This window comes from Curtobacterium phoenicis, from assembly GCF_047238015.1.
GTDB lineage: Bacteria > Actinomycetota > Actinomycetes > Actinomycetales > Microbacteriaceae > Curtobacterium.
Genome location: NZ_JBDFLZ010000002.1, coordinates 1,461,396 through 1,479,435 on the forward strand (window position 1 = coordinate 1,461,396; position 18,040 = coordinate 1,479,435).

Below are 18,040 nucleotides of genomic sequence, written 5' to 3' on the forward strand. Positions count from 1 at the left end.
GGCCTGGCTGGGAAGGCACCAGGAATCCGGTGACACGTCACCGAGTGGGATGGGCCGCCGGGATCAGAAGCTCTGGAAGATCCGCGGGAAGACGATGATGATCGAGACCGCGATGACGAGGTAGTTCGCGAGCGGGAACGCCCAGCAGAACGGCAGCAGGGTCTTGCCGATGCGCTCGACCCCGGCGCCGAAGCGTCCCTGCGCGGCGTTCCAGATCGTGAACACCCAGAACATCGGGATCGTCATCGACCACACGAGCATGCACCACGGGCAGAGGGCCCCGATGAACCACACGGTCTGGGTGAACAGCCACGTCACGAACACCCAGGCCAGGAACACGCCCGCGTTGAAGGTGATCCAGAACCACCGCGAACCGTTCCGGAACCCGGCGAGCAGCATGACGGCCACCGCGATCGGCGCGACGAAGCCCATGAGACCGAGGAGCGGGTTCGGGAAGCCGAGCAGGTGCCCCTGCGCGCTCGTCATCACGTCCGAGCAGTTCACGAACACGTTGACGTCGCACGACAGCGCGGTCTTGGGGTTCTCGTACTTCGCGAACTCGTCCAGCACGAGCCGGAAGGAGGCGTACAGCCCGACGACGCCGGTCACGAGCAGGAACACCCCCATCGCGATCGGACGGCGGTGGAGGGTACGCGGCGTGCTCACGCGGTCATCATCGCACGCGCGATCCGGTCGTTTCCGTGAGGGGCATGCGATGATGGTGGGGTCGCACGACCGGACACGGTCACGCGGCGTGAGCTTTCCGGGCTGGTCCCGGACCGAACAGGCACGGTGAGAGCGTGCCGCGACCGGAACACGCGTCACTCCGACGCTCCGCGAAGCCCAGGCCGGGTGCCCGGGGACGAACGGACGCGGACGCACCACAAGTTGCCGCGGGCCGGTCGCGAACGACAACGAGCACGGGGGCGTGGACGCCACCCGCCACACGAGAATTCCCGCCGCCCGACAGGGCGCGAGCGGGGCCGAGGAGTGCACCAGTTCCATGGTGGAGCAGAACAACAACGACAACACGAAGAACGACGAAGCGCCGAAGCGCCGGAGCCGCCTGTTCGGCGGTCGCCGGGCACGGTCGGCCGACCTGGAGGCCCGGGGTGGCGTCGAGCAGTCGGCTCCCGTCGAGCAGGCGGCCGGCTCGCAGGCCGTCGCTGCGCCGGCCGCGGAAGCACCGGGCGCCGATGCCTCGGTCGAGGTCGGCACCGAGACCGTCGCGGTGACCGACGACGCGGCACCCGAGGTGTCGGTCGCGGTCGAGACGACGGCGGGCGCCGACGAGCCGCACGACGTGAGCACCCTCACCGGCGACCTGCCGGTGGTCGCCGCGGACGACGCGACCACGGAGACCGCAGCCGCCCCCGCGGCGGACGTGACGGCCCCCGCGGACGACGTGACGGCCCCGGCGGACGCGAGCAGCGCCTCCGGTCCGGCGGAGCCCGCGGACGAGCCGTACGTGCCCCGCGCGACCAGCACGACCAGCCTGATCTTCCACGCGCCGGTCCTCCCGGACCTGCCGCCGCGTGCGCCCCGCTCCGCTCCCGAGGACGACGACGAGCAGGGCGGCGGACGTCGCCGGTCCCGTCGTCGCGGTGGCAGCGCGTTCGGAGGCGCCGCCGAGCAGGCAGAGCCGCGCCGTCGTGAGCGTGAGCGTGAGCCGGAGCTCATCACCGAGCCGCAGCGCATCAAGGGGTCGACCCGACTCGAGGCCAAGAAGCAGCGTCGCCGCGACGGCCGTGACGCCGGACGTCGCCGTCAGGTGATCACCGAGGACGAGTTCCTCGCCCGCCGCGAGAGCGTCGACCGGCAGATGATCGTGCGCTCGAGCTCGCAGAAGATCGAGATCGGCGTGCTCGAGGACGGTGTCCTCGCCGAGCACTACGTGACGAAGTCGCACAACGTCTCGCTCATCGGCAACGTCTACCTGGGCAAGGTCCAGAACGTGCTGCCCTCGATGGAGGCGGCGTTCGTCGACATCGGTCGTGGTCGCAACGCCGTGCTCTACGCCGGCGAGGTCGACTGGAACTCCGTCGACACCAGCCACGGTCGTCGCATCGAGTCGGCGCTCAAGCCCGGCGACAAGGTGCTCGTGCAGGTCACGAAGGACCCGGTCGGCCACAAGGGCGCCCGACTCACCTCGCAGGTCTCGCTGCCCGGTCGGTACCTCGTCTACGTGCCGAACGGCTCGATGAACGGCATCTCCCGCAAGCTGCCCGACACCGAGCGGGCGCGCCTGAAGAAGATCCTCAAGGAGGTCCTGCCCGAGCACGCCGGCGTCATCGTGCGCACGGCGGCCGAGGGCGCGACCGAGGAGCAGCTCACCCGCGACGTGCAGCGCCTCACGAGCCAGTGGGAGGCGATCCAGAAGAAGGTCGCGGGCGGGCATGCCCCGGTCATGCTGCACTCCGAGCCCGACCTGCTCGTCAAGATCGTCCGTGACGTCTTCAATGAGGACTTCACCAAGCTCATCATCGACGGCGACGCCGCACGCGGGACCATCGAGGACTACCTCGACGCCGTCGCGCCGGACCTCAAGGACCGCGTCGAGATCTACGACGGCCCGGACTCCTTCGAGGAGTACCGGCTCAACGAGCAGATCGAGAAGGCCCTCGACCGCAAGGTGTGGCTGCCCTCCGGTGGTTCGCTCGTCATCGACCGCACCGAGGCCATGACGGTCGTCGACGTCAACACGGGGAAGTTCGTCGGGTCCGGCGGCAACCTCGAGGAGACCGTCACCAAGAACAACCTCGAGGCCGCCGAGGAGATCGTCCGCCAGCTCCGACTGCGTGACATCGGCGGCATCATCGTCGTCGACTTCATCGACATGGTGCTCGAGTCCAACCGCGACCTCGTGCTGCGTCGACTCGTCGAGTGCCTGAGCCGCGACCGCACGAAGCACCAGGTCGCCGAGGTCACCTCGCTCGGTCTCGTGCAGATGACGCGCAAGAAGATCGGCGTCGGGCTCCGGGAGTCGCTCGAGGAGGTCAACGCCAAGGTCAACGACAACAACGCGGACCCCGGCCCCTCGAAGGGTCGTCGGAAGGGCCGCGGCGGCAACGGCAGCGCTCCGAACGGCAACGGCGGCAACAGCGGGTCGAACGGCAACGGTGGTGCCGTGTCGGCCGGCCACGGCTCGCAGACCCACCAGATCACCGACGACGTGAAGAACGCCCTGTCCCGCATCGCGGCGTCGACGCTCCCGCACGAGGAGCGCGCCGCCGCCGAGGCCGCTGCTGTGAGCGGTGTGGCCGTCACCGGTGTCGCGAGCCCGACCACGCCGGAATCGGCTCCGGAGGCACCGGCTCCGGCGACGTCCTCGACGTCCTCGTCCGAGGCTCCCGCCGAGTCCTCGGGTGGTCCGAAGCGTCGTCGTCGTCGCGGCAGCCGCAGCGGCGGTGAGCCGCAGGCCACCGAGGCGTCGGCGTCCGCCGAGGCGTCCGGGATCGCATCCGCCGGCGAGCAGTCGTCGTCGGTCACGGACGCCCCCGCGGACCCGGTCGACGCCGCTCCGGTCGCGGAGCCGCAGACCGCGACCGCCGAGCCGGTCCCGACCACGACGCCCCCGGCTCGCCGTCGGGTCAGCTCGAGCGCCCCGGTGACCCCGACCGAGAACACCGTCGCGATCCTCGACATCCCCGTCGCCGTCACGAAGCGCGAGCCCCGTGCCGTGCCCGCGGCGGACGCGGAGTCGCTGCTCGACTCGGTCCTCAACGCGCTCCCGGAGCCGAAGCAGCCCGGCCAGGGCCGCTCGCGTTCCCGCCGCGTCTCCTCCCCGAGCATCAGCGCACCGGCGTCCACCGAGGGTGACACGCCCGAGGACGGCACCGTGATCGTGGGGAACTGAGCGTGACGAACACGGGGGACCCGGGCCAGCACGACCGCGGGTACTACGGCGCGGGCTGGCAGCAGCCCGCGCCGGGTCCCTCGGCCGGTGTGCCGTACGCGCCGCCGGCCCCTCCGCAGCGTCGACGTCCGACCGGTGACCCCCGTCGCGCGTTCGCTCCGGGTGCCTCCCTGACGAACACGACCGGCGCCCTCATCGCGGTCGTCACGGTGGTCGTGGTCGAGTTCGTGTCCGGACTCGTCGGCCTCCTCGGCACCTCCCTCGTGGTGGGTCCGTTCGCGCAGTACGGCGCGGGGGACAGCCTCGTCGCCGGGTTCGTGCACGGGGTCTTCCTCGCGCCCCTGCCGTTCCACGTCGGAGCCTTCCTCGCGCTGGCGTTCCTGGTCCCCGTCGCACGGCGGAGTCCGCTGCCGGTGATCCTCCTGCGTGCCGTGCTCGCCGGGGCGGCGGGGACGGTCGCGCTGGCGCTCGTCGGGGTCTTCACCGGGGCCTTCGGCGTGGTCCGCGGCTCCGGTGCCGCACGGCTCGTGACGAGCATCGTGACGGTGCCGCTGCAGAGCGGACTCCCGCTGACGCTCATGCTCGTGGCCACGACCACGGGCGCGTGGCTGTGGCTCGGGCGTCCCCGGGGCGGCACGCGCCGGCCCCTGGGCGCCCCCGGGACGCTCCGGCAGCCCGATGCCGTGCCCGCGGCCACCGTGCAGGGCGCGGGAGGCCCAGGACACCCACCGGCGGGCTCCTCCGTGCCGCCGACCGGGCAGCAGCAGCCGAACCCGTACGCGCCGCCGAGCGGGCAGCAGCCGAACCCGTACGCGCCGCCTGCCGGGCAGCAGCCGAACCCGTATGCGCCGCCTGCCGGGCAGCACCAGCAGCCGCCGGCGAACCCCTGGGGTCCGCCGCAGCGCTGACGCGACCACGGACTTGTGCCCCGACCACGCACAGGACCCGGACCGGCGTGACTGGGTCGAGCCGCGCCTCCAGGCCGGTCCCGGCGCCGGACGGGTGCGTGCGGCGCCGTCCGTCAGGACGGGCGCTTGTCCCGCTGCGCGACGCGGAGGCCGCTGCGGATGAGTCGGAGCACGAGCTCCCGGCCGGTCACCGGGCTCGCCCCGGCGGCCACGAGCTCGTCGTAGCGGGCCATCGGCACGTCGTAGTGGTCGTGGTCGAACGCGCGCCGGGGGAGACCTGCGGCACTCGCGAAGGCGTGCAGTTCGTCGTACGATTCGTCACTGACGAGGTGCGACCACAACGTGTCGTGCGCAGGCCACGTCGGCGGGTCGATCAGGACGGTCACCCGCCAATGGTACGTGTGTCGCCGTTTGACCGGACGCGGTGGGATCGAGTATTCTCGATCCCTGGTGTCAGCGGGCCGTTCTGCCTGCGTCGCCGATCGGGCCCGGCCTCCCCGGGAGCCGCTCGTGCAGCAGTGGGCACCCGAGACTTCCCTCAAGCAGAGTACGTAAGGAATTCCACGTGGTTTACGCAGTAGTGCGCGCCGGCGGCCGTCAGGAGAAGGTCGAGGTCGGCACGATCCTCACGATCGACCGTGCCAAGGCCGACGACAAGGGCAAGATCAAGCTCGCTCCGGTGCTCCTCGTGGACGGTGACACCATCACCTCGGCCGCGACCGAGCTCGCGAACGTGACGGTCACCGCCGAGGTGCTCGAGGACCTCCGCGGCCCGAAGGTCGTCATCCAGAAGTTCAAGAACAAGACCGGGTACAAGAAGCGTCAGGGCTTCCGCGCTGAGCTCACCCGCGTCAAGATCACCGAGATCGCGTAAGGCGGGAGTAGAAGATGGCACACAAGAAGGGTGCGAGCTCCACTCGCAACGGTCGTGACTCGAACGCGCAGCGCCTCGGCGTGAAGCGCTTCGGCGGCGAGGTCGTCAACGCGGGCGAGATCATCGTCCGCCAGCGCGGCACGCACTTCCACCCGGGCGCCAACGTCGGCCGCGGTGGCGACGACACGCTGTTCGCCCTCTCGGCCGGTGCGGTCGAGTTCGGCACCAAGGGCGGCCGCAAGGTCGTCAACATCGTCGGCGCTGCGTAAGCGACCCACGATCTGACTCTGCGGGAGGGGCGGGCCACGTGCCCGCCCCTCCCGTTCTCTTTTCTGCACCAGAAGTTCCAGCAACACCTAGGAGTGGACCCATGGCGACGTTCGTCGACCGCGTGACCCTGCACCTCAGCGCGGGGGACGGCGGCAACGGCTGCGTGTCGGTCCGCCGTGAGAAGTTCAAGCCCCTCGCCGGCCCGGACGGCGGCAACGGCGGCGACGGCGGCGACATCGTGCTCGTCGCGGACCCGCAGGTGACGACCCTGCTCGGGTACCACCGCTCGCCGCACCGCTCGTCGAAGAACGGCCAGCCCGGCATGGGCGACATGCGCAGCGGGATCAGCGGCGAGACGCTCGAGCTCCCCGTCCCGATCGGCACCGTCGTGCACGACGAGCGCGGTGAGGTCGTCGCCGACATGACCGAGCCCGGCATGCGCGTCGTCGTGGCCGCTGGCGGTCAGGGCGGCCTCGGCAACGCCGCGCTCGCGACGACGAAGCGCAAGGCCCCCGGGTTCGCGCTCCTCGGCACGCCGGGGGAGTCCGGCGACGTCAGCCTCGAGCTGAAGACGATCGCCGACGTCGCCCTCGTCGGGTTCCCGAGCGCGGGCAAGTCGTCGCTCATCGCCGCGATCTCCGCCGCGAAGCCGAAGATCGCCGACTACCCGTTCACGACCCTCACGCCGAACCTCGGCGTCGTCGAGTCCGGCTCGACCCGCTTCACCGTCGCCGACGTCCCGGGCCTCATCGAGGGCGCATCGGAGGGCAAGGGGCTCGGACTGGAGTTCCTCCGCCACGTCGAACGCTGCGAGGCCCTGCTCCACGTCATCGACTGCGCCACCATGGACCCGGGCCGTGACCCGATCAGCGACCTCGACGTCATCCTCGGCGAGCTCGAGCGCTACCCGGTGCCCGAGGGCCAGGTGCCGCTGCTCGAGCGCCCGCAGCTCATCGCGCTCAACAAGATCGACGTCCCGGACGCCGCGGAGCTCGCCGACTTCGTGCGCGCCGAGCTCGAGGGCCGTGGCTACCGGGTCTTCCCGATCTCGACGGCCTCCCACAAGGGGCTCCGCGAGCTGACCTTCGCCCTCGCGGACATCGTCGAGCGCGCCCGTGCCGAGCGCGCCGTCGAGCCGCAGCCGGAGCGCATCGTCCTCCGCCCGAAGGCCGTCGACGAGGTCCCCTTCACCGTCCGGGCCGAGGGCGGCGAGGAGCACCGCTTCTACCGCGTCCGCGGTGCCAAGCCCGAGCGTTGGGTGCAGCAGACCGACTTCACCAACGAAGAGGCGATCGGCTACCTCGCAGACCGTCTCGCCAAGCTCGGCGTCGAGGACGGCCTCTTCAAGGCCGGAGCGGTCGCCGGGTCCACCGTGGTCATCGGTGGCGACGGCGGCACGGTCTTCGACTGGGAGCCGACGCTCACCTCGACCGCCGAGCTCATCACGAGCGCGCGCGGCACCGACTCCCGCATCGGCGGCAGCTCCCGCCCGACCCGCAACGAGCGCCGCGAGGAGTACTTCGAGCGCATGGACGCCAAGGCCGCGGCCCGCGCCGAGCTCGAGCAGGAGCGCGTCTCCGGCCTCTGGGCGGACGACGACGCGGACGACGCGGACCCGTTCTCGGGTGAGGTCGAGCGCCACCACGAGGGCAAGGACTGACCGGGGCATGACCGAGGCGACCGACACCGACCTGGGCCCGGTGCGCTCGCGCGCGGACATCCCGCGCGCGCGTCGACTCGTCGTGAAGGTCGGCTCGTCCTCCGTGAGCGGCGACAACGTCGGGCAGATCGGCGCGCTCGTCGACGCCCTCGGAGCGGCCCACGCCCGGGGGACCGAGGTGGTGCTGGTGTCGTCCGGCGCGATCGCGACCGGGTTCCCGTTCCTCGGGCTCGAGGGGCGCCCCGACGACCTCGCCACCCAGCAGGCAGCGGCGGCGACCGGGCAGAACGTGCTGATGTTCCGCTACCAGAACGAGCTCGACCGGCACGGGGTGGTCGCGGCGCAGATCCTCCTCACCGCCGGCGACCTGCAGAACCCCACGCACCGGGTGAACGCGCAGCGGGCGATCGACCGGCTGCTCGCCCTGCGGGTGCTGCCGATCGTGAACGAGAACGACACCGTCGCGACGCACGAGATCCGGTTCGGTGACAACGACCGGCTGGCGGCGCTCGTGGCCCGGCTCCTCGGGGCCGATGCGCTCGTGCTGCTCTCCGACGTCGAGTCGCTCTACACGAAGCCGCCGCAGCAACCCGGGGCGGAGCCGATCGAGCACGTGCCGTACGGCGACGGGCTCGACGGGGTCACGTTCGGGTCGATCGGCGCCGCTGGTGTCGGGACCGGGGGCGCCGGCACGAAGGTCGCGGCGGCTCGGCTCGCGGCGGACGCCGGCACGTCGGTGCTCGTCACGGCGACGTCGCTGGTGGCGTCCGCGCTGGCGGGCGAGCACGTCGGCACCTGGTTCGAGGCGGCGCCGCGGGCGTAGCGGGTGTGCGGCCGGGTGCTCCGGTGCGGCCGGGTGCTCTGGTGCGGTCCGACGCGGCCTGGCGGCGCGGCTCGCCCCGGCGCGCTCGGCAGCGCCCGTCGAGCGGTCGCGATCCGTCGCTCCCTCGGCGGGAACGCGATCGTTCCTGCCCCTGCCGTGCCGCGCGCGCGGCGTGTCGTGCCCGGCCGCCGACGCCGGTCGCGCGCGTCGGGACGCGAGCGACGTGACACGATCCCTGCACCGGCGGCGTGCCTCCAGGTCGGTTCCACAGGCGCGGGACGCACCGCGTCATCGCGGGGGAGGCGGACCTATGATCGAGCCATGTCGCTGACCGCACCCGCTCCGACCCTGACCGACAAGCTCGTGGCCGCCCGCGACGCGGCGTCGGTGCTCGCGACCGCGACCACGGCCGTCAAGGACGCGGCGCTCGGCGCGATCGCCGCCGCGGTCCGCGCCGCGACCGACGAGATCGTCCGGGCCAACCACGAGGACCTCGTCGCGGGCGAGGACGGCGGACTGTCCTCCGGCCTGCTCGACCGACTCCGGTTGGACGCGGCACGGATCGACGCCCTCGCCGTCGCCGTGGAGCACGTCATCGGTCTGACGGACCCGGTCGGCCAGAACGTCCGCGGCTCCGTGCTGCCGAACGGTCTGCAGCTGACCCAGGTGCGCGTGCCGTTCGGCGTCGTCGGAGCGATCTACGAGGCACGGCCGAACGTGACCGTCGACATCGCGAGCCTCGCGCTGAAGAGCGGCAACGCCGTCGTGCTCCGCGGCGGGTCGGCGGCCCAGCGCACGAACGCCGTGCTCGTCGCGCGCATCCAGGACGCGGTGGCCTCGGTGGGGCTGCCGCGCGAGCTGGTCCAGACCATCGACGAGTTCGGCCGTGCGGGCGCCACCGAGCTCATGCGGGCCCGGGGACTCGTGGACGTCCTCATCCCGCGGGGGAGCGCGTCGCTCATCCAGACGGTCGTCACGGAGTCCCAGGTACCCGTCATCGAGACCGGAGCCGGCGTCGTGCACGTGTTCCTCGATGAGTCCGCGCCGGAGGACCGTGCCGTCGACATCGTGCTCAACAGCAAGGTGCAGCGGCCGAGCGTGTGCAACGCCCTCGAGACGCTCCTCGTGCACGAAGGTGCGGCGGAACGCCTGCTCCCGGTGCTGGCCGACCGCCTCCGGGCTGCCGGGGTGACGCTGCGCGGCGACGACGCCACCCGTTCGATCGTGCCCGGCGTGCTCCGCGCGACCGAGGCCGACTGGGCGACGGAGTCGATGGATCTCGACCTCTCGATCCGTGTCGTGCCGGACGTCGACGCGGCGATGGCGCACATCGCGACCTGGTCGACGCACCACACCGAGTCGATCGTCACGAACGACGTCGACACCGCGGAGCGGTTCCTCGCGGGCGTCGACTCGGCGGTCGTGATGGTCAACGCCTCCACACGCTTCACGGACGGCGGCGAGTTCGGCTTCGGTGCCGAGGTCGGCATCTCCACACAGAAGCTGCACGCCCGCGGGCCGATGGGGCTGCCCGAACTCACGAGCACCAAGTGGATCGTGCGCGGTCAGGGCCAGATCCGCGGCTAGACTGAACGGCGTCTTTCCACCGACCGAACGGAGCACATGACGATGACCCTCCTCGCTGAAGCCGCAGAGAACGCCTCCGGGGTCCCCGCGTACGTCTTCCCGCTCGTCGGTGCCCTCTTCTTCGCGTTCCTCGGGTTCGTGACGTGGAGCTTCCGTGACGTCGCGTACCGCCACTCGCACAAGTTCGAGGCCACTCGTCACCACGAGACCGGCGTCGACGAGTTCGGCCACACGAAGCTCTGATCCGTCACCCCATGCTGGAGAGCTCGGGGCGGCCGCGCATCGGTGTGATGGGTGGCACGTTCGACCCCATCCACCACGGCCACCTCGTGGCCGCGTCCGAGGTCGCGCGCGCCTTCGACCTCGACGAGGTGGTGTTCGTCCCCACCGGTCAGCCGTACATGAAGTCCGACGTCACGGACGCCGAGCACCGGTACCTCATGACGGTGGTCGCGACGGCCTCGAACCCGATGTTCACCGTCAGCCGCGTCGACATCGACCGGCCGGGTCCCACCTACACGGTGGACACCCTGCGGGACCTCCACGAGCAGCGGCCGGACGCGCAGCTCGTCTTCATCTCGGGCGCGGACGCCGTTCAGCAGATCCTCGACTGGAAAGACCATGATGGCCTCTGGGACCTCGCGCACTTCGTCGCCGTGACGCGCCCGGGCCACGCCCTGAGCATCACCGGCCTGCCGGAGCGGGACGTCAGTCTGCTCGAGGTGCCCGCGCTGGCGATCTCGTCGACCGACTGCCGCGATCGGGTCCGGCGCGGGTTCCCCGTCTGGTACCTGGTGCCGGACGGGGTCGTCCAGTACATCTCCAAGCACCATCTGTATCGGAGCGTTGCATGAGTTCGTCCGACGCGCAGCCGCCACTGTCGCGGCGCCAGGCGCGCGAGCGGGAGCGCGCTGCCGCCGCCGGTGGCCAGCCCGTGACACCGCCGCCCACCGTCGCCGCACCCACGTCCACCGACGGTTCGGAGCAGGCCCGTCGACGGCCTGGTTCGCACGTCGCCCCGGCTCCGGCCGGTGCCGCGCAGGCGGGCGTCCCCGACGTGCCGCCGGCGTCCGCGACCGAGATCGTGCCGGGCACCGGCGGTCTCACCCGGCGGCAACTCCGCCTCATGCGTGAGGCCGAGGTCCAGGCGGTCCTGCCCGTACCGCTGCGCAACCCCACACCCCAGTCGTCGGACCGGACGGTCCAGGACGTCATCGGGTCGGTGTCCACGCTCGAGGACGACCAGGCCGTCTCAGCCGACTCCTCGCCCGTCGCGTCCTCGCCGAGCCGCGACGGGTCCGAGCCGTCCGCGGATCCAGCCGACGCTGCCGAGGCGCCGGCCGCGCTGGACGAGGCCGTCGTGCACCAAGCCACGGAAGCCGACGGCTCGCCCGACGCGGTCGAGCCCCTCGAGGAAGCCGCGGCGCACGCCGAGGAGCCCCGTCGACACCGCTCGACCTGGGCGCCGCATGACGCCGACGCCGCGGTGGCACCAGCCGACGACACCGCTCCGACGACCGGGACCGAGCCGGCCGCCGACGCGGCGGAGACCCCGTCAGCGCCGATCGCGCCGAAGCTGCCCCCCGTGGACGCTGCGACACCAGGGGTCTTCCCCCTGTCCCTCGACGGCGACACGAACGAGACGCCCGTGCAGCGGCCCGCCGCCGACCCCGCCACGTCCTCCGGTGTGCCGGCGGCGTTCCAGCGTCCGGTCGAGCCCAAGCCCGTCACGACCGCGTTCCAGCCGCCGACCGGACACTGGTCGGCCCTCGCGCACGACTCGAACGACGCGGAGGTCCACGACGAGGAGACCGGCACCCGCCGCGTCGCCGCGTCGAACCCGAACGCCATCGTGCTGCCGAACTCGGCGCTCGCCGACCCCACGGGTGCACTGAACGCCACCGGCGAGGTCATCCTCACCGGCTCGATCGACCTGCCGGCATCGCTCTCCTCGACGGGGTCGCACCGGCCGATCGACGGCGCCGAGGTCGACCGTCTGCTCGAGCAGCACGACGAACAGCCGGAGACCGACGCCAGTCCGATCCGTGCGAGCCGCGCGGTGTCGAGCCACACCTCCACGCGGCAGGTCGTCCTCGCGGCGGCGAAGCCGAAGGAGTCGAAGACCCCGATGGTCCTCGCAGTGTCGGTCGGAGCCGTCGGCGTGGCTGCGGCGGCCGTGATCATCGTCGCGCTCCTCACGACGCACCCGTTCGGCTGAGACGCAGGCGCACGACCGCGCCCTCGTTGGGTCTGGCTGGCCGGTGTCCGATGTCTGACCTATGATGACGGGGCCGATCCCTCGGCACCCCAGTCCGGCACCGAGTCGGGCGACGACCGGAAGGAACTGCGTGCCCGCCTCCTCACGCGCACTCGAACTCGTGCAGATCGCTGCGACCGCGGCCGACGCCAAGCAGGCCGAGGACCTCGTCGCGCTCGACGTGACCGGGCCGCTCCAGCTGACGGACGTGTTCCTCCTGGCGACCGGACGGAACGAGCGGAACGTCCTGTCGATCGCGGACGAGGTCGAGGAACGCCTCATCGAGGCCGGCGCGAAGCCGCTGCGTCGTGAAGGTCGCTCCGAGGGGCGCTGGGTGCTCATCGACTTCGGTGACATCGTCGTGCACGTCTTCCACGAGGAAGACCGCCAGTACTACTCCCTCAAGCGGCTCTGGGCCGACTGCCCGACGATCCCGCTCGAGCTGCCCGTCGAACAGGGCTGACCCGGGCAGGTCGAGCACGACGCGCCCGGGTGACGGTGACGATTTCGTTCCCGGGTGTTCGCATGGTGTACGCTTCTATGGTGCCTCCGGGGAACCGAAGGTACGAAGCAACACCGAACGGGTCTGTGGCGCAGCTGGTAGCGCACCTGCATGGCATGCAGGGGGTCAGGGGTTCGAGTCCCCTCAGATCCACCACCGAAAGCCCCGCTGTCCTCTGGAACAGCGGGGCTTTCGCCGTTGTGGCACACGGTACGAGCGAGTCCGGCAGGGCCGCTCCCGCCCGATACGCTGACCCCATGAGTGCTGAGCACGTGGGCGAGGGCGCCCCGCTGTCCGGATCGCAGCTGACGATCACCGCCGACGGGTACACCGCCGACATCGCCACGGTCGGCGCATCGCTCCGTACCCTCCGCTTCCACGGGCGCGACCTCGTGGTGCCCTTCGACGCCGACGAGGTCCGACCGGTCTTCCGCGGTGCCGTCCTCGCGCCGTGGCCGAACCGTGTCGTCGACGGCCGCTACACGTTCGACGGTGCCGAACAGGAGCTCGCGCTCACCGAGCCGACCCGTCAGCACGCCCTGCACGGCCTCGTCGGGTGGGCGGACTTCACCGTCGAGGCCCACGAGTCCGACCGTGCCGTGCTCACCACCACGGTCCCGGCGCAGCAGGGGTACCCGCACCGCGTCGTCGTCACGGTCGAGTACCGCCTCGACGGCGAGGGACTGCACACCGCGGTCACCGGTCGGAACACCGGACCCTCCCGTGCGCCGTGGGGGACCGGCCCGCACCCGTACCTCGTCGCGGGCGCCGGATCGGTCGACGACTGGACGCTCACCCTGCCCGCCGCGGAGGTGCTCGAGGTCACCGCGGACCGGCTGGTCCCCACCGCCCTCGTGCCCGTGCACGACGAGTTTGACCTGCGCGAGCCCACCGTGATCGGACCGCGCTTCATCGACCACGCCTTCACCGGTTTCGTCCGTGACGCCGAGGGCACGGCCGTGATCGACGTCGTGGCCGCGGACGGGCACGGCGTCCGAGCGTCCTTCGGCGCCGAGTGCGGCTGGGTCCAGGTGCACACCGCCGACCACGTCGTCCCCGAGTACCACCGGTCGGGCCTCGCGGTCGAGCCGATGACCTGCGCGCCCGACGCGTTCAACACCGGCGCCGACCGCGGGCTGCTCGTGCTCGAACCGGGTGCCGCGCACACCGCCGCATGGACGATCGCCGCGATCTGACCCACGACCCCGGGGTGCGGATCGAGGTCCGACGCCTCGCGGGCGCGCCCGACCTCGGACTGCTCGCCGACGGCACGGCCGACGTCGTCTGGCTCGACTCCGGCCTGCCGGCCGGTGCACCAGCCCTGGCGGCGGAGCGGGCGGCCTGGTCGGTGCTCGCGGTGACCGACGGGCCGTTCGCCACGCGGTTCCGGCACGAGCGGCGGCACGCGGTCGTCGACGTCGCCCCGGCCGCCCGGACGTGGTTCGGGCCGTCCCGGATCTCCGACGAGCCCGCGTTCACCGTGCTCGACGACCTGCTGGCGCGGACGCCGCGGCTGGCCGAGCCGGTCGCGGGGTGCGGCTTCGCGCTCGGCTGGGCCGGGTTCCTCGGCTACGAGTTGGGCCGTGAGGTCGGCGGTCCCGACCGGTCCGCGACCGATCACCCCGACGCGGAACTCCGGTTCGTCGACCGCGCCGTCGTCGTCGGTCCGGACGGCGCCGCGTGGGCGCTCGCCCTCGTCGCCGGCACGGAGCCGGACGCCAGCGCGGCGAACCGGGCTTGGCTCGAGGAGGCGACCGTCCTGCCCGCGCGCGCCGACGTCGTCGACGTGCCCCCGGGCCTCCCGGCCGTCCCAGCGCAGGGGCGCGTCACGCGCGTCGCCTACGAGGCGGCCGTCGAGACGTGCCGACGCGAGATCCGCGAGGGCAACGCCTTCCAGGTCTGCCTCACCACCGCGTTCGCGGTGCCCGGCCTGGAGGCACGGGTCGCCCCCGGCACGGATCCCCACCTCGTCGAGTACCTGCGCCTGCGGGCCGCTGACCCCGTGCCGTTCGGTGCGTACCTCCGTCTCGGCGCGCTCCGCGTCGCCAGCCGGTCGCCGGAGCGGTTCCTGCGGATCATGGCGGACGGCGTGGTCACCGCGGAGCCGATCAAGGGGACCCGGCGTCGTGCCACCGACCCGGTGGTCGACGCGGCGGTGCGGGCGGACCTCGCCGCGAGCGCGAAGGACCGCGCGGAGAACGTGATGATCGTCGACCTGCTCCGCAACGACCTGCTGCGGACGGCGGTGCCGGGGTCGGTGCACGTCGACCGGCTGTGCGCCGTCGAGACCTACGCGAGCGTGCACCAGCTCGTGTCGACCGTGTCCGCGGTGCTGCCGGCGGGAGCGTCGCGGGCTGCGACGGTGCGGGCGGCGTTCCCGCCGGGATCGATGACGGGCGCGCCGAAGAGCAGCGCCACGGCGATCGCGGACCGGCTCGAGGGTGCGCCGCGGGGGGTCTACTCGGGTGCGGTCGGGTACTTCTCGGCGAGTGGTGCAGTGGACCTGTCGGTGGTCATCCGCACACTGGTCACGGTGGTCGACGACGACGGCCGGGTGCTCGCTCGGACCCTCGGGGCCGGCGGTGCGGTGACGTGGTCGTCCGACCCCGGTGACGAGGCGGACGAGGTCGAGACGAAGACCCGATCGGTGCTGGGCGGCGTGGGGGCCGTCGCGCGCTGGTGACCGGGGCGCGTTCCGGCTGACGATCTTCGTCGACCCCGGCGTGTCGAACGTCTGTTCGGGCGGACTGTCCACAGGATGTCGGACCCGATTGACATCATCGAACACATGTTCGAATATGAGGGCATGCAGTCGGCAGCGGCACTCGCGGCGCCGGGGGATCCGTACGGGTCTCCCCGGACGGACCGTGCTGCCCGGCCCGTCCGTCGGGTCGACCACCTCGGGGACGCCCGTGCGGCACTCGAGCGGATCACGAGCCTGCGGTCCCGCGTCGCCGAGATGGAGGCGACGCGGGTCGACACCGTCGTCGGACTGCCGACGGCGCCGGCGATCGCGCCACTGTTGCCCGGTGGTGCGATCCGGGTCGGTGGCACGTACGTCGTGCAGGACTCGGTGCTGTTGGCGATGACGATGCTGCAGGCGGCCTCTGCCGAGGGGGCCTGGTGCGCGGTCGTCGGGGTGCCGTCCTTCGGGGTCGAAGCGGCAGCCGCGGCGGGGATCGACCTCGAACGGCTGGTGCTCGTGCCGGATCCGGGCGACCAGTGGCTGACGGTCACGGCCGCCCTCGTCGACGTCGCGCAGATCGTGCTCACCCGGCCGCTCGGTCGCGTGGTGCCCGGGGACGTCTCCCGGCTCGCCGCCCGGCTCCGGCAGCGCGGCGGTGCGCTCGTCTCGCTCGGGTCCTGGCCGGGGGCCGACGTCTCGCTGCAGGTCACCGCCTCCGACTGGGGCGGCATCGGGCGCGGGCACGGCTACCTGTCCGAGCGGCGGGTCACGGTGACGGCCACCGGACGTGCGGGTGCGGTCCGTCCGGTGAGCGCCGAACTCCTGCTGCCCGCGGCCGACGGCGCGGTCCGTCCGGTGGAACCGGCAACGGCGTCGCGTCCGGTGCTGCGCCCGGTGGCGGTGGCGTCGTGAGCCCGCGGGGCCGGGCCGGTGCGTCCCGCGGTGCAGCTCCCCGGGTCGGCGTGCCTCGTACCGGGGCGTCCGGCGCGGGGGCGGCGCTGCACGGGGGCAGTGCTCCTGTCCTGCGCAGCGGGGCGGTCCCCGAGGCCCCGCCGACGCGCACGATCGTGCTCTGGTGTCCGGACTGGCCGGTGGTCGCCGCTGCTCGTGCGGCCGGCGAGCCGCCGGAACAGCCGTTCGCCGTCGTGGCCGGCGGGCAGGTGTTCGCCTGTTCCGCGAGCGCCCGGCAGCACGGGGTCGCACGCGGGCTCCGCCTGCGGGAAGCCCAGGCGCGCTGCCCGGGGCTCGTCGTGCAGCCCTACGACGACGCCCTCGACCACCGCGCCTTCGAGCCCGTCATCCGTGCGGTCGAGGCGGCGGTCCCCGGGGTCAAGGTCCTCCGCCCGGGGACCCTCGCGCTCCGGTCACGCGGACCGGCACGGTACTACGGCGGCGAGCGGGCCGCAGCCGCCACGCTCGCGGGCATCGCCGCCGACCACGGCGCCCCCGGGGTGCGGGTGGGCGTCGCGGACACCCCGTTCGCCGCCGAGCAGGCTGCTCGTGCCCGTCCGGTGCGGCCGGGGGAGCGGACCCGGATCGTCCCGGTCGGCGGCTCGGCACCGTTCCTCGCCGACCTGCCGCTCGGGGTGCTCGGCGACGCCGACCTCGCGATGCTCCTCGGCCGGCTCGGCATCACGACCCTCGGTGGGTTCGCCGCCCTGGGCGACGAGCAGGTGCGCGACCGCTTCGGGCAGGCCGGCGCCTTCCTGCACCGGCTCGCGGGTGGGCGCGACCCGCGCGAGATCGCCGCGCGCGAGGTGCCGCCGGAACTCCGGGTCGAGGCATCGTTCGAGCCGCCGCTCGACCGCGCCGACCAGGTGGCCTTCGCGTTCCGGCGCTCGGCCGACGACTTCGCCGAGCGCCTCCGTGTCGCCGGGCTCGTCGCGACGAGCATCCGGGTGGGGATCGTCGACGAACGCGACATCCTGCTCGAACGGGTGTGGGTGCACCCGCGCTGGTTCGACGCGGCCGACGTCGTCGACCGGGTCCGGTGGCAGCTCGCCGGTGGGGTCGACCCCACCGGGCTCGAGGCACCGGTCGTGCAGGTCGTGCTCGAACCCGTCGCGGTCGACGACACGGCCAACCACGAGCGCGGACTCTGGGGCTCCGGGCCCGACGAACGGGTGCACCACGGACTCGCGCGGGTCCAGGGACTCGTCGGGCACGACGGTGTCGTCACCCCGCGGATCGGCGGGGGCCGGACGCTGGCCGAGCGTGTGGTGCTCGTCCCGTGGGGCGACGCCCCCGTCGGCGGTGAGCGTGCGCTCGCGACCGTCCGCGACCGCCCGTGGCCCGGCAAGCTCCCGGGGCCACCACCGGCGACGGTGCTCGACCGTCCGCGGCCGGTCGACGTGGAGACCGCGTCCGGCATCACCGTCGACGTCGACGAGCGCGGCGTGCTCACCGGCGAGCCCGAGCGCTTCCGCGCCGAGGGCGAGCGGGGCGGTCGGTTCGGGCCGGTGACCGCGTGGGCGGGACCGTGGCCGCTCGTCGTGCGCTGGTGGGAGTCCGGCGGTCGACGCCTGCACCGGCTCCAGCTCGTCGACGACGGGGGACGGGCCTGGTACCTCGTCCTGGCCGACCACCGGTGGTGGGCCGAGGCCGTGGCGACGTGAGG

General features: G+C 72.8%; 17 protein-coding genes and 1 tRNA gene. 16 read left to right on the forward strand and 2 right to left on the reverse strand.

Annotated features, from left to right (window positions below; genetic code table 11):
* Window positions 1–63: 63 nt before the first annotated feature.
* Window positions 64–666: a vitamin K epoxide reductase family protein gene (locus tag ABC270_RS07195; RefSeq protein ID WP_412880154.1), complete on the reverse strand. Its 603-nt coding sequence runs from the start codon at window positions 664–666 to the stop codon at window positions 64–66.
* A 337-nt stretch (window positions 667–1,003) separates the two neighbouring features.
* On the opposite strand from ABC270_RS07195, the gene ABC270_RS07200 reads away from it, so the two are divergent.
* The gene (locus ABC270_RS07200; protein WP_412880155.1) at window positions 1,004–3,856 is read left to right on the forward strand and encodes an Rne/Rng family ribonuclease; all 2,853 of its coding nucleotides are present in this window, start codon (window positions 1,004–1,006) and stop codon (window positions 3,854–3,856) included.
* 2 nt (window positions 3,857–3,858) lie between these two features.
* The gene (locus ABC270_RS07205; protein WP_412880156.1) at window positions 3,859–4,764 is read left to right on the forward strand and encodes a hypothetical protein; all 906 of its coding nucleotides are present in this window, start codon (window positions 3,859–3,861) and stop codon (window positions 4,762–4,764) included.
* Between the two features lie 113 nt (window positions 4,765–4,877).
* Here the strand turns inward: ABC270_RS07205 and ABC270_RS07210 are convergent, their stop codons facing one another.
* Window positions 4,878–5,150 carry a DUF4031 domain-containing protein gene (locus tag ABC270_RS07210; RefSeq protein WP_412880157.1) on the reverse strand — a complete coding sequence of 91 codons (273 nt, stop codon included), beginning with the start codon at window positions 5,148–5,150 and terminating at the stop codon, window positions 4,878–4,880.
* A gap of 179 nt (window positions 5,151–5,329) precedes the next feature.
* Here ABC270_RS07210 and rplU point away from each other — a divergent pair, with 179 nt between their 5' ends.
* From rplU to ABC270_RS07280, 14 genes are all read left to right on the forward strand, one after another.
* Window positions 5,330–5,638: a 50S ribosomal protein L21 gene (gene rplU / locus ABC270_RS07215; RefSeq protein ID WP_058724856.1), complete on the forward strand. Its 309-nt coding sequence runs from the start codon at window positions 5,330–5,332 to the stop codon at window positions 5,636–5,638.
* Between the two features lie 14 nt (window positions 5,639–5,652).
* Window positions 5,653–5,907 (forward strand): 50S ribosomal protein L27, encoded by a 255-nt coding sequence (rpmA, locus tag ABC270_RS07220; protein WP_022904186.1) that lies wholly within the window; start codon window positions 5,653–5,655, stop codon window positions 5,905–5,907.
* 101 nt (window positions 5,908–6,008) lie between these two features.
* A complete protein-coding gene (gene obgE, locus ABC270_RS07225) occupies window positions 6,009–7,568 on the forward strand; it encodes a GTPase ObgE (protein WP_412880158.1) in 1,560 nt (519 codons plus the stop codon).
* A gap of 7 nt (window positions 7,569–7,575) precedes the next feature.
* Window positions 7,576–8,391, forward strand: coding sequence for a glutamate 5-kinase (gene proB / locus ABC270_RS07230; RefSeq protein ID WP_412880159.1), 816 nt, complete (start codon window positions 7,576–7,578; stop codon window positions 8,389–8,391).
* Window positions 8,392–8,712: 321 nt separating this feature from the next.
* Window positions 8,713–9,978, forward strand: a complete 1,266-nt coding sequence (locus tag ABC270_RS07235) for a glutamate-5-semialdehyde dehydrogenase (RefSeq protein ID WP_412880160.1) — start codon at window positions 8,713–8,715, stop codon at window positions 9,976–9,978.
* 36 nt (window positions 9,979–10,014) lie between these two features.
* Window positions 10,015–10,221 (forward strand): hypothetical protein, encoded by a 207-nt coding sequence (locus tag ABC270_RS07240; protein WP_058724852.1) that lies wholly within the window; start codon window positions 10,015–10,017, stop codon window positions 10,219–10,221.
* 11 nt (window positions 10,222–10,232) lie between these two features.
* A complete protein-coding gene (gene nadD, locus ABC270_RS07245) occupies window positions 10,233–10,832 on the forward strand; it encodes a nicotinate-nucleotide adenylyltransferase (RefSeq protein WP_290132347.1) in 600 nt (199 codons plus the stop codon).
* Entirely contained in the window at window positions 10,829–12,196 is a 1,368-nt protein-coding gene (locus ABC270_RS07250; RefSeq protein WP_412880161.1) for a hypothetical protein, read from the forward strand. The genes nadD and ABC270_RS07250 overlap by 4 nt, the downstream gene beginning before the upstream one ends.
* Before the next feature lie 130 nt (window positions 12,197–12,326).
* Window positions 12,327–12,698 carry a ribosome silencing factor gene (rsfS, locus tag ABC270_RS07255; protein WP_412880162.1) on the forward strand — a complete coding sequence of 124 codons (372 nt, stop codon included), beginning with the start codon at window positions 12,327–12,329 and terminating at the stop codon, window positions 12,696–12,698.
* 119 nt (window positions 12,699–12,817) lie between these two features.
* A tRNA-Ala gene (locus ABC270_RS07260) sits at window positions 12,818–12,893 on the forward strand.
* Window positions 12,894–12,994: 101 nt separating this feature from the next.
* Window positions 12,995–13,933, forward strand: a complete 939-nt coding sequence (locus tag ABC270_RS07265; protein ID WP_412880163.1) for an aldose 1-epimerase family protein — start codon at window positions 12,995–12,997, stop codon at window positions 13,931–13,933.
* Window positions 13,912–15,420, forward strand: coding sequence for an anthranilate synthase component I family protein (locus ABC270_RS07270; protein ID WP_412880164.1), 1,509 nt, complete (start codon window positions 13,912–13,914; stop codon window positions 15,418–15,420). The genes ABC270_RS07265 and ABC270_RS07270 overlap by 22 nt, the downstream gene beginning before the upstream one ends.
* A gap of 105 nt (window positions 15,421–15,525) precedes the next feature.
* A complete protein-coding gene (locus ABC270_RS07275) occupies window positions 15,526–16,335 on the forward strand; it encodes a hypothetical protein (protein ID WP_412880165.1) in 810 nt (269 codons plus the stop codon).
* A 155-nt stretch (window positions 16,336–16,490) separates the two neighbouring features.
* The gene (locus ABC270_RS07280; RefSeq protein ID WP_412880166.1) at window positions 16,491–18,038 is read left to right on the forward strand and encodes a DNA polymerase Y family protein; all 1,548 of its coding nucleotides are present in this window, start codon (window positions 16,491–16,493) and stop codon (window positions 18,036–18,038) included.
* Window positions 18,039–18,040 lie beyond the last annotated feature (2 nt).

Bases quoted from the DNA above. Each gene is read 5' to 3' on its own strand.
- ABC270_RS07200 (WP_412880155.1), top strand. From the start codon at position 1,004: ATGGTGGAGCAGAACAACAACGACAACACGAAGAACGACGAAGCGCCG.
- rpmA (WP_022904186.1), top strand. From the start codon at position 5,653: ATGGCACACAAGAAGGGTGCGAGCTCCACTCGCAACGGTCGTGACTCG.
- obgE (WP_412880158.1), top strand. From the start codon at position 6,009: ATGGCGACGTTCGTCGACCGCGTGACCCTGCACCTCAGCGCGGGGGAC.
- proB (WP_412880159.1), top strand. From the start codon at position 7,576: ATGACCGAGGCGACCGACACCGACCTGGGCCCGGTGCGCTCGCGCGCG.
- ABC270_RS07235 (WP_412880160.1), top strand. From the start codon at position 8,713: ATGTCGCTGACCGCACCCGCTCCGACCCTGACCGACAAGCTCGTGGCC.
- ABC270_RS07240 (WP_058724852.1), top strand. From the start codon at position 10,015: ATGACGATGACCCTCCTCGCTGAAGCCGCAGAGAACGCCTCCGGGGTC.
- nadD (WP_290132347.1), top strand. From the start codon at position 10,233: ATGCTGGAGAGCTCGGGGCGGCCGCGCATCGGTGTGATGGGTGGCACG.
- ABC270_RS07250 (WP_412880161.1), top strand. From the start codon at position 10,829: ATGAGTTCGTCCGACGCGCAGCCGCCACTGTCGCGGCGCCAGGCGCGC.
- ABC270_RS07265 (WP_412880163.1), top strand. From the start codon at position 12,995: ATGAGTGCTGAGCACGTGGGCGAGGGCGCCCCGCTGTCCGGATCGCAG.
- ABC270_RS07270 (WP_412880164.1), top strand. From the start codon at position 13,912: ATGGACGATCGCCGCGATCTGACCCACGACCCCGGGGTGCGGATCGAG.
- ABC270_RS07275 (WP_412880165.1), top strand. From the start codon at position 15,526: ATGTTCGAATATGAGGGCATGCAGTCGGCAGCGGCACTCGCGGCGCCG.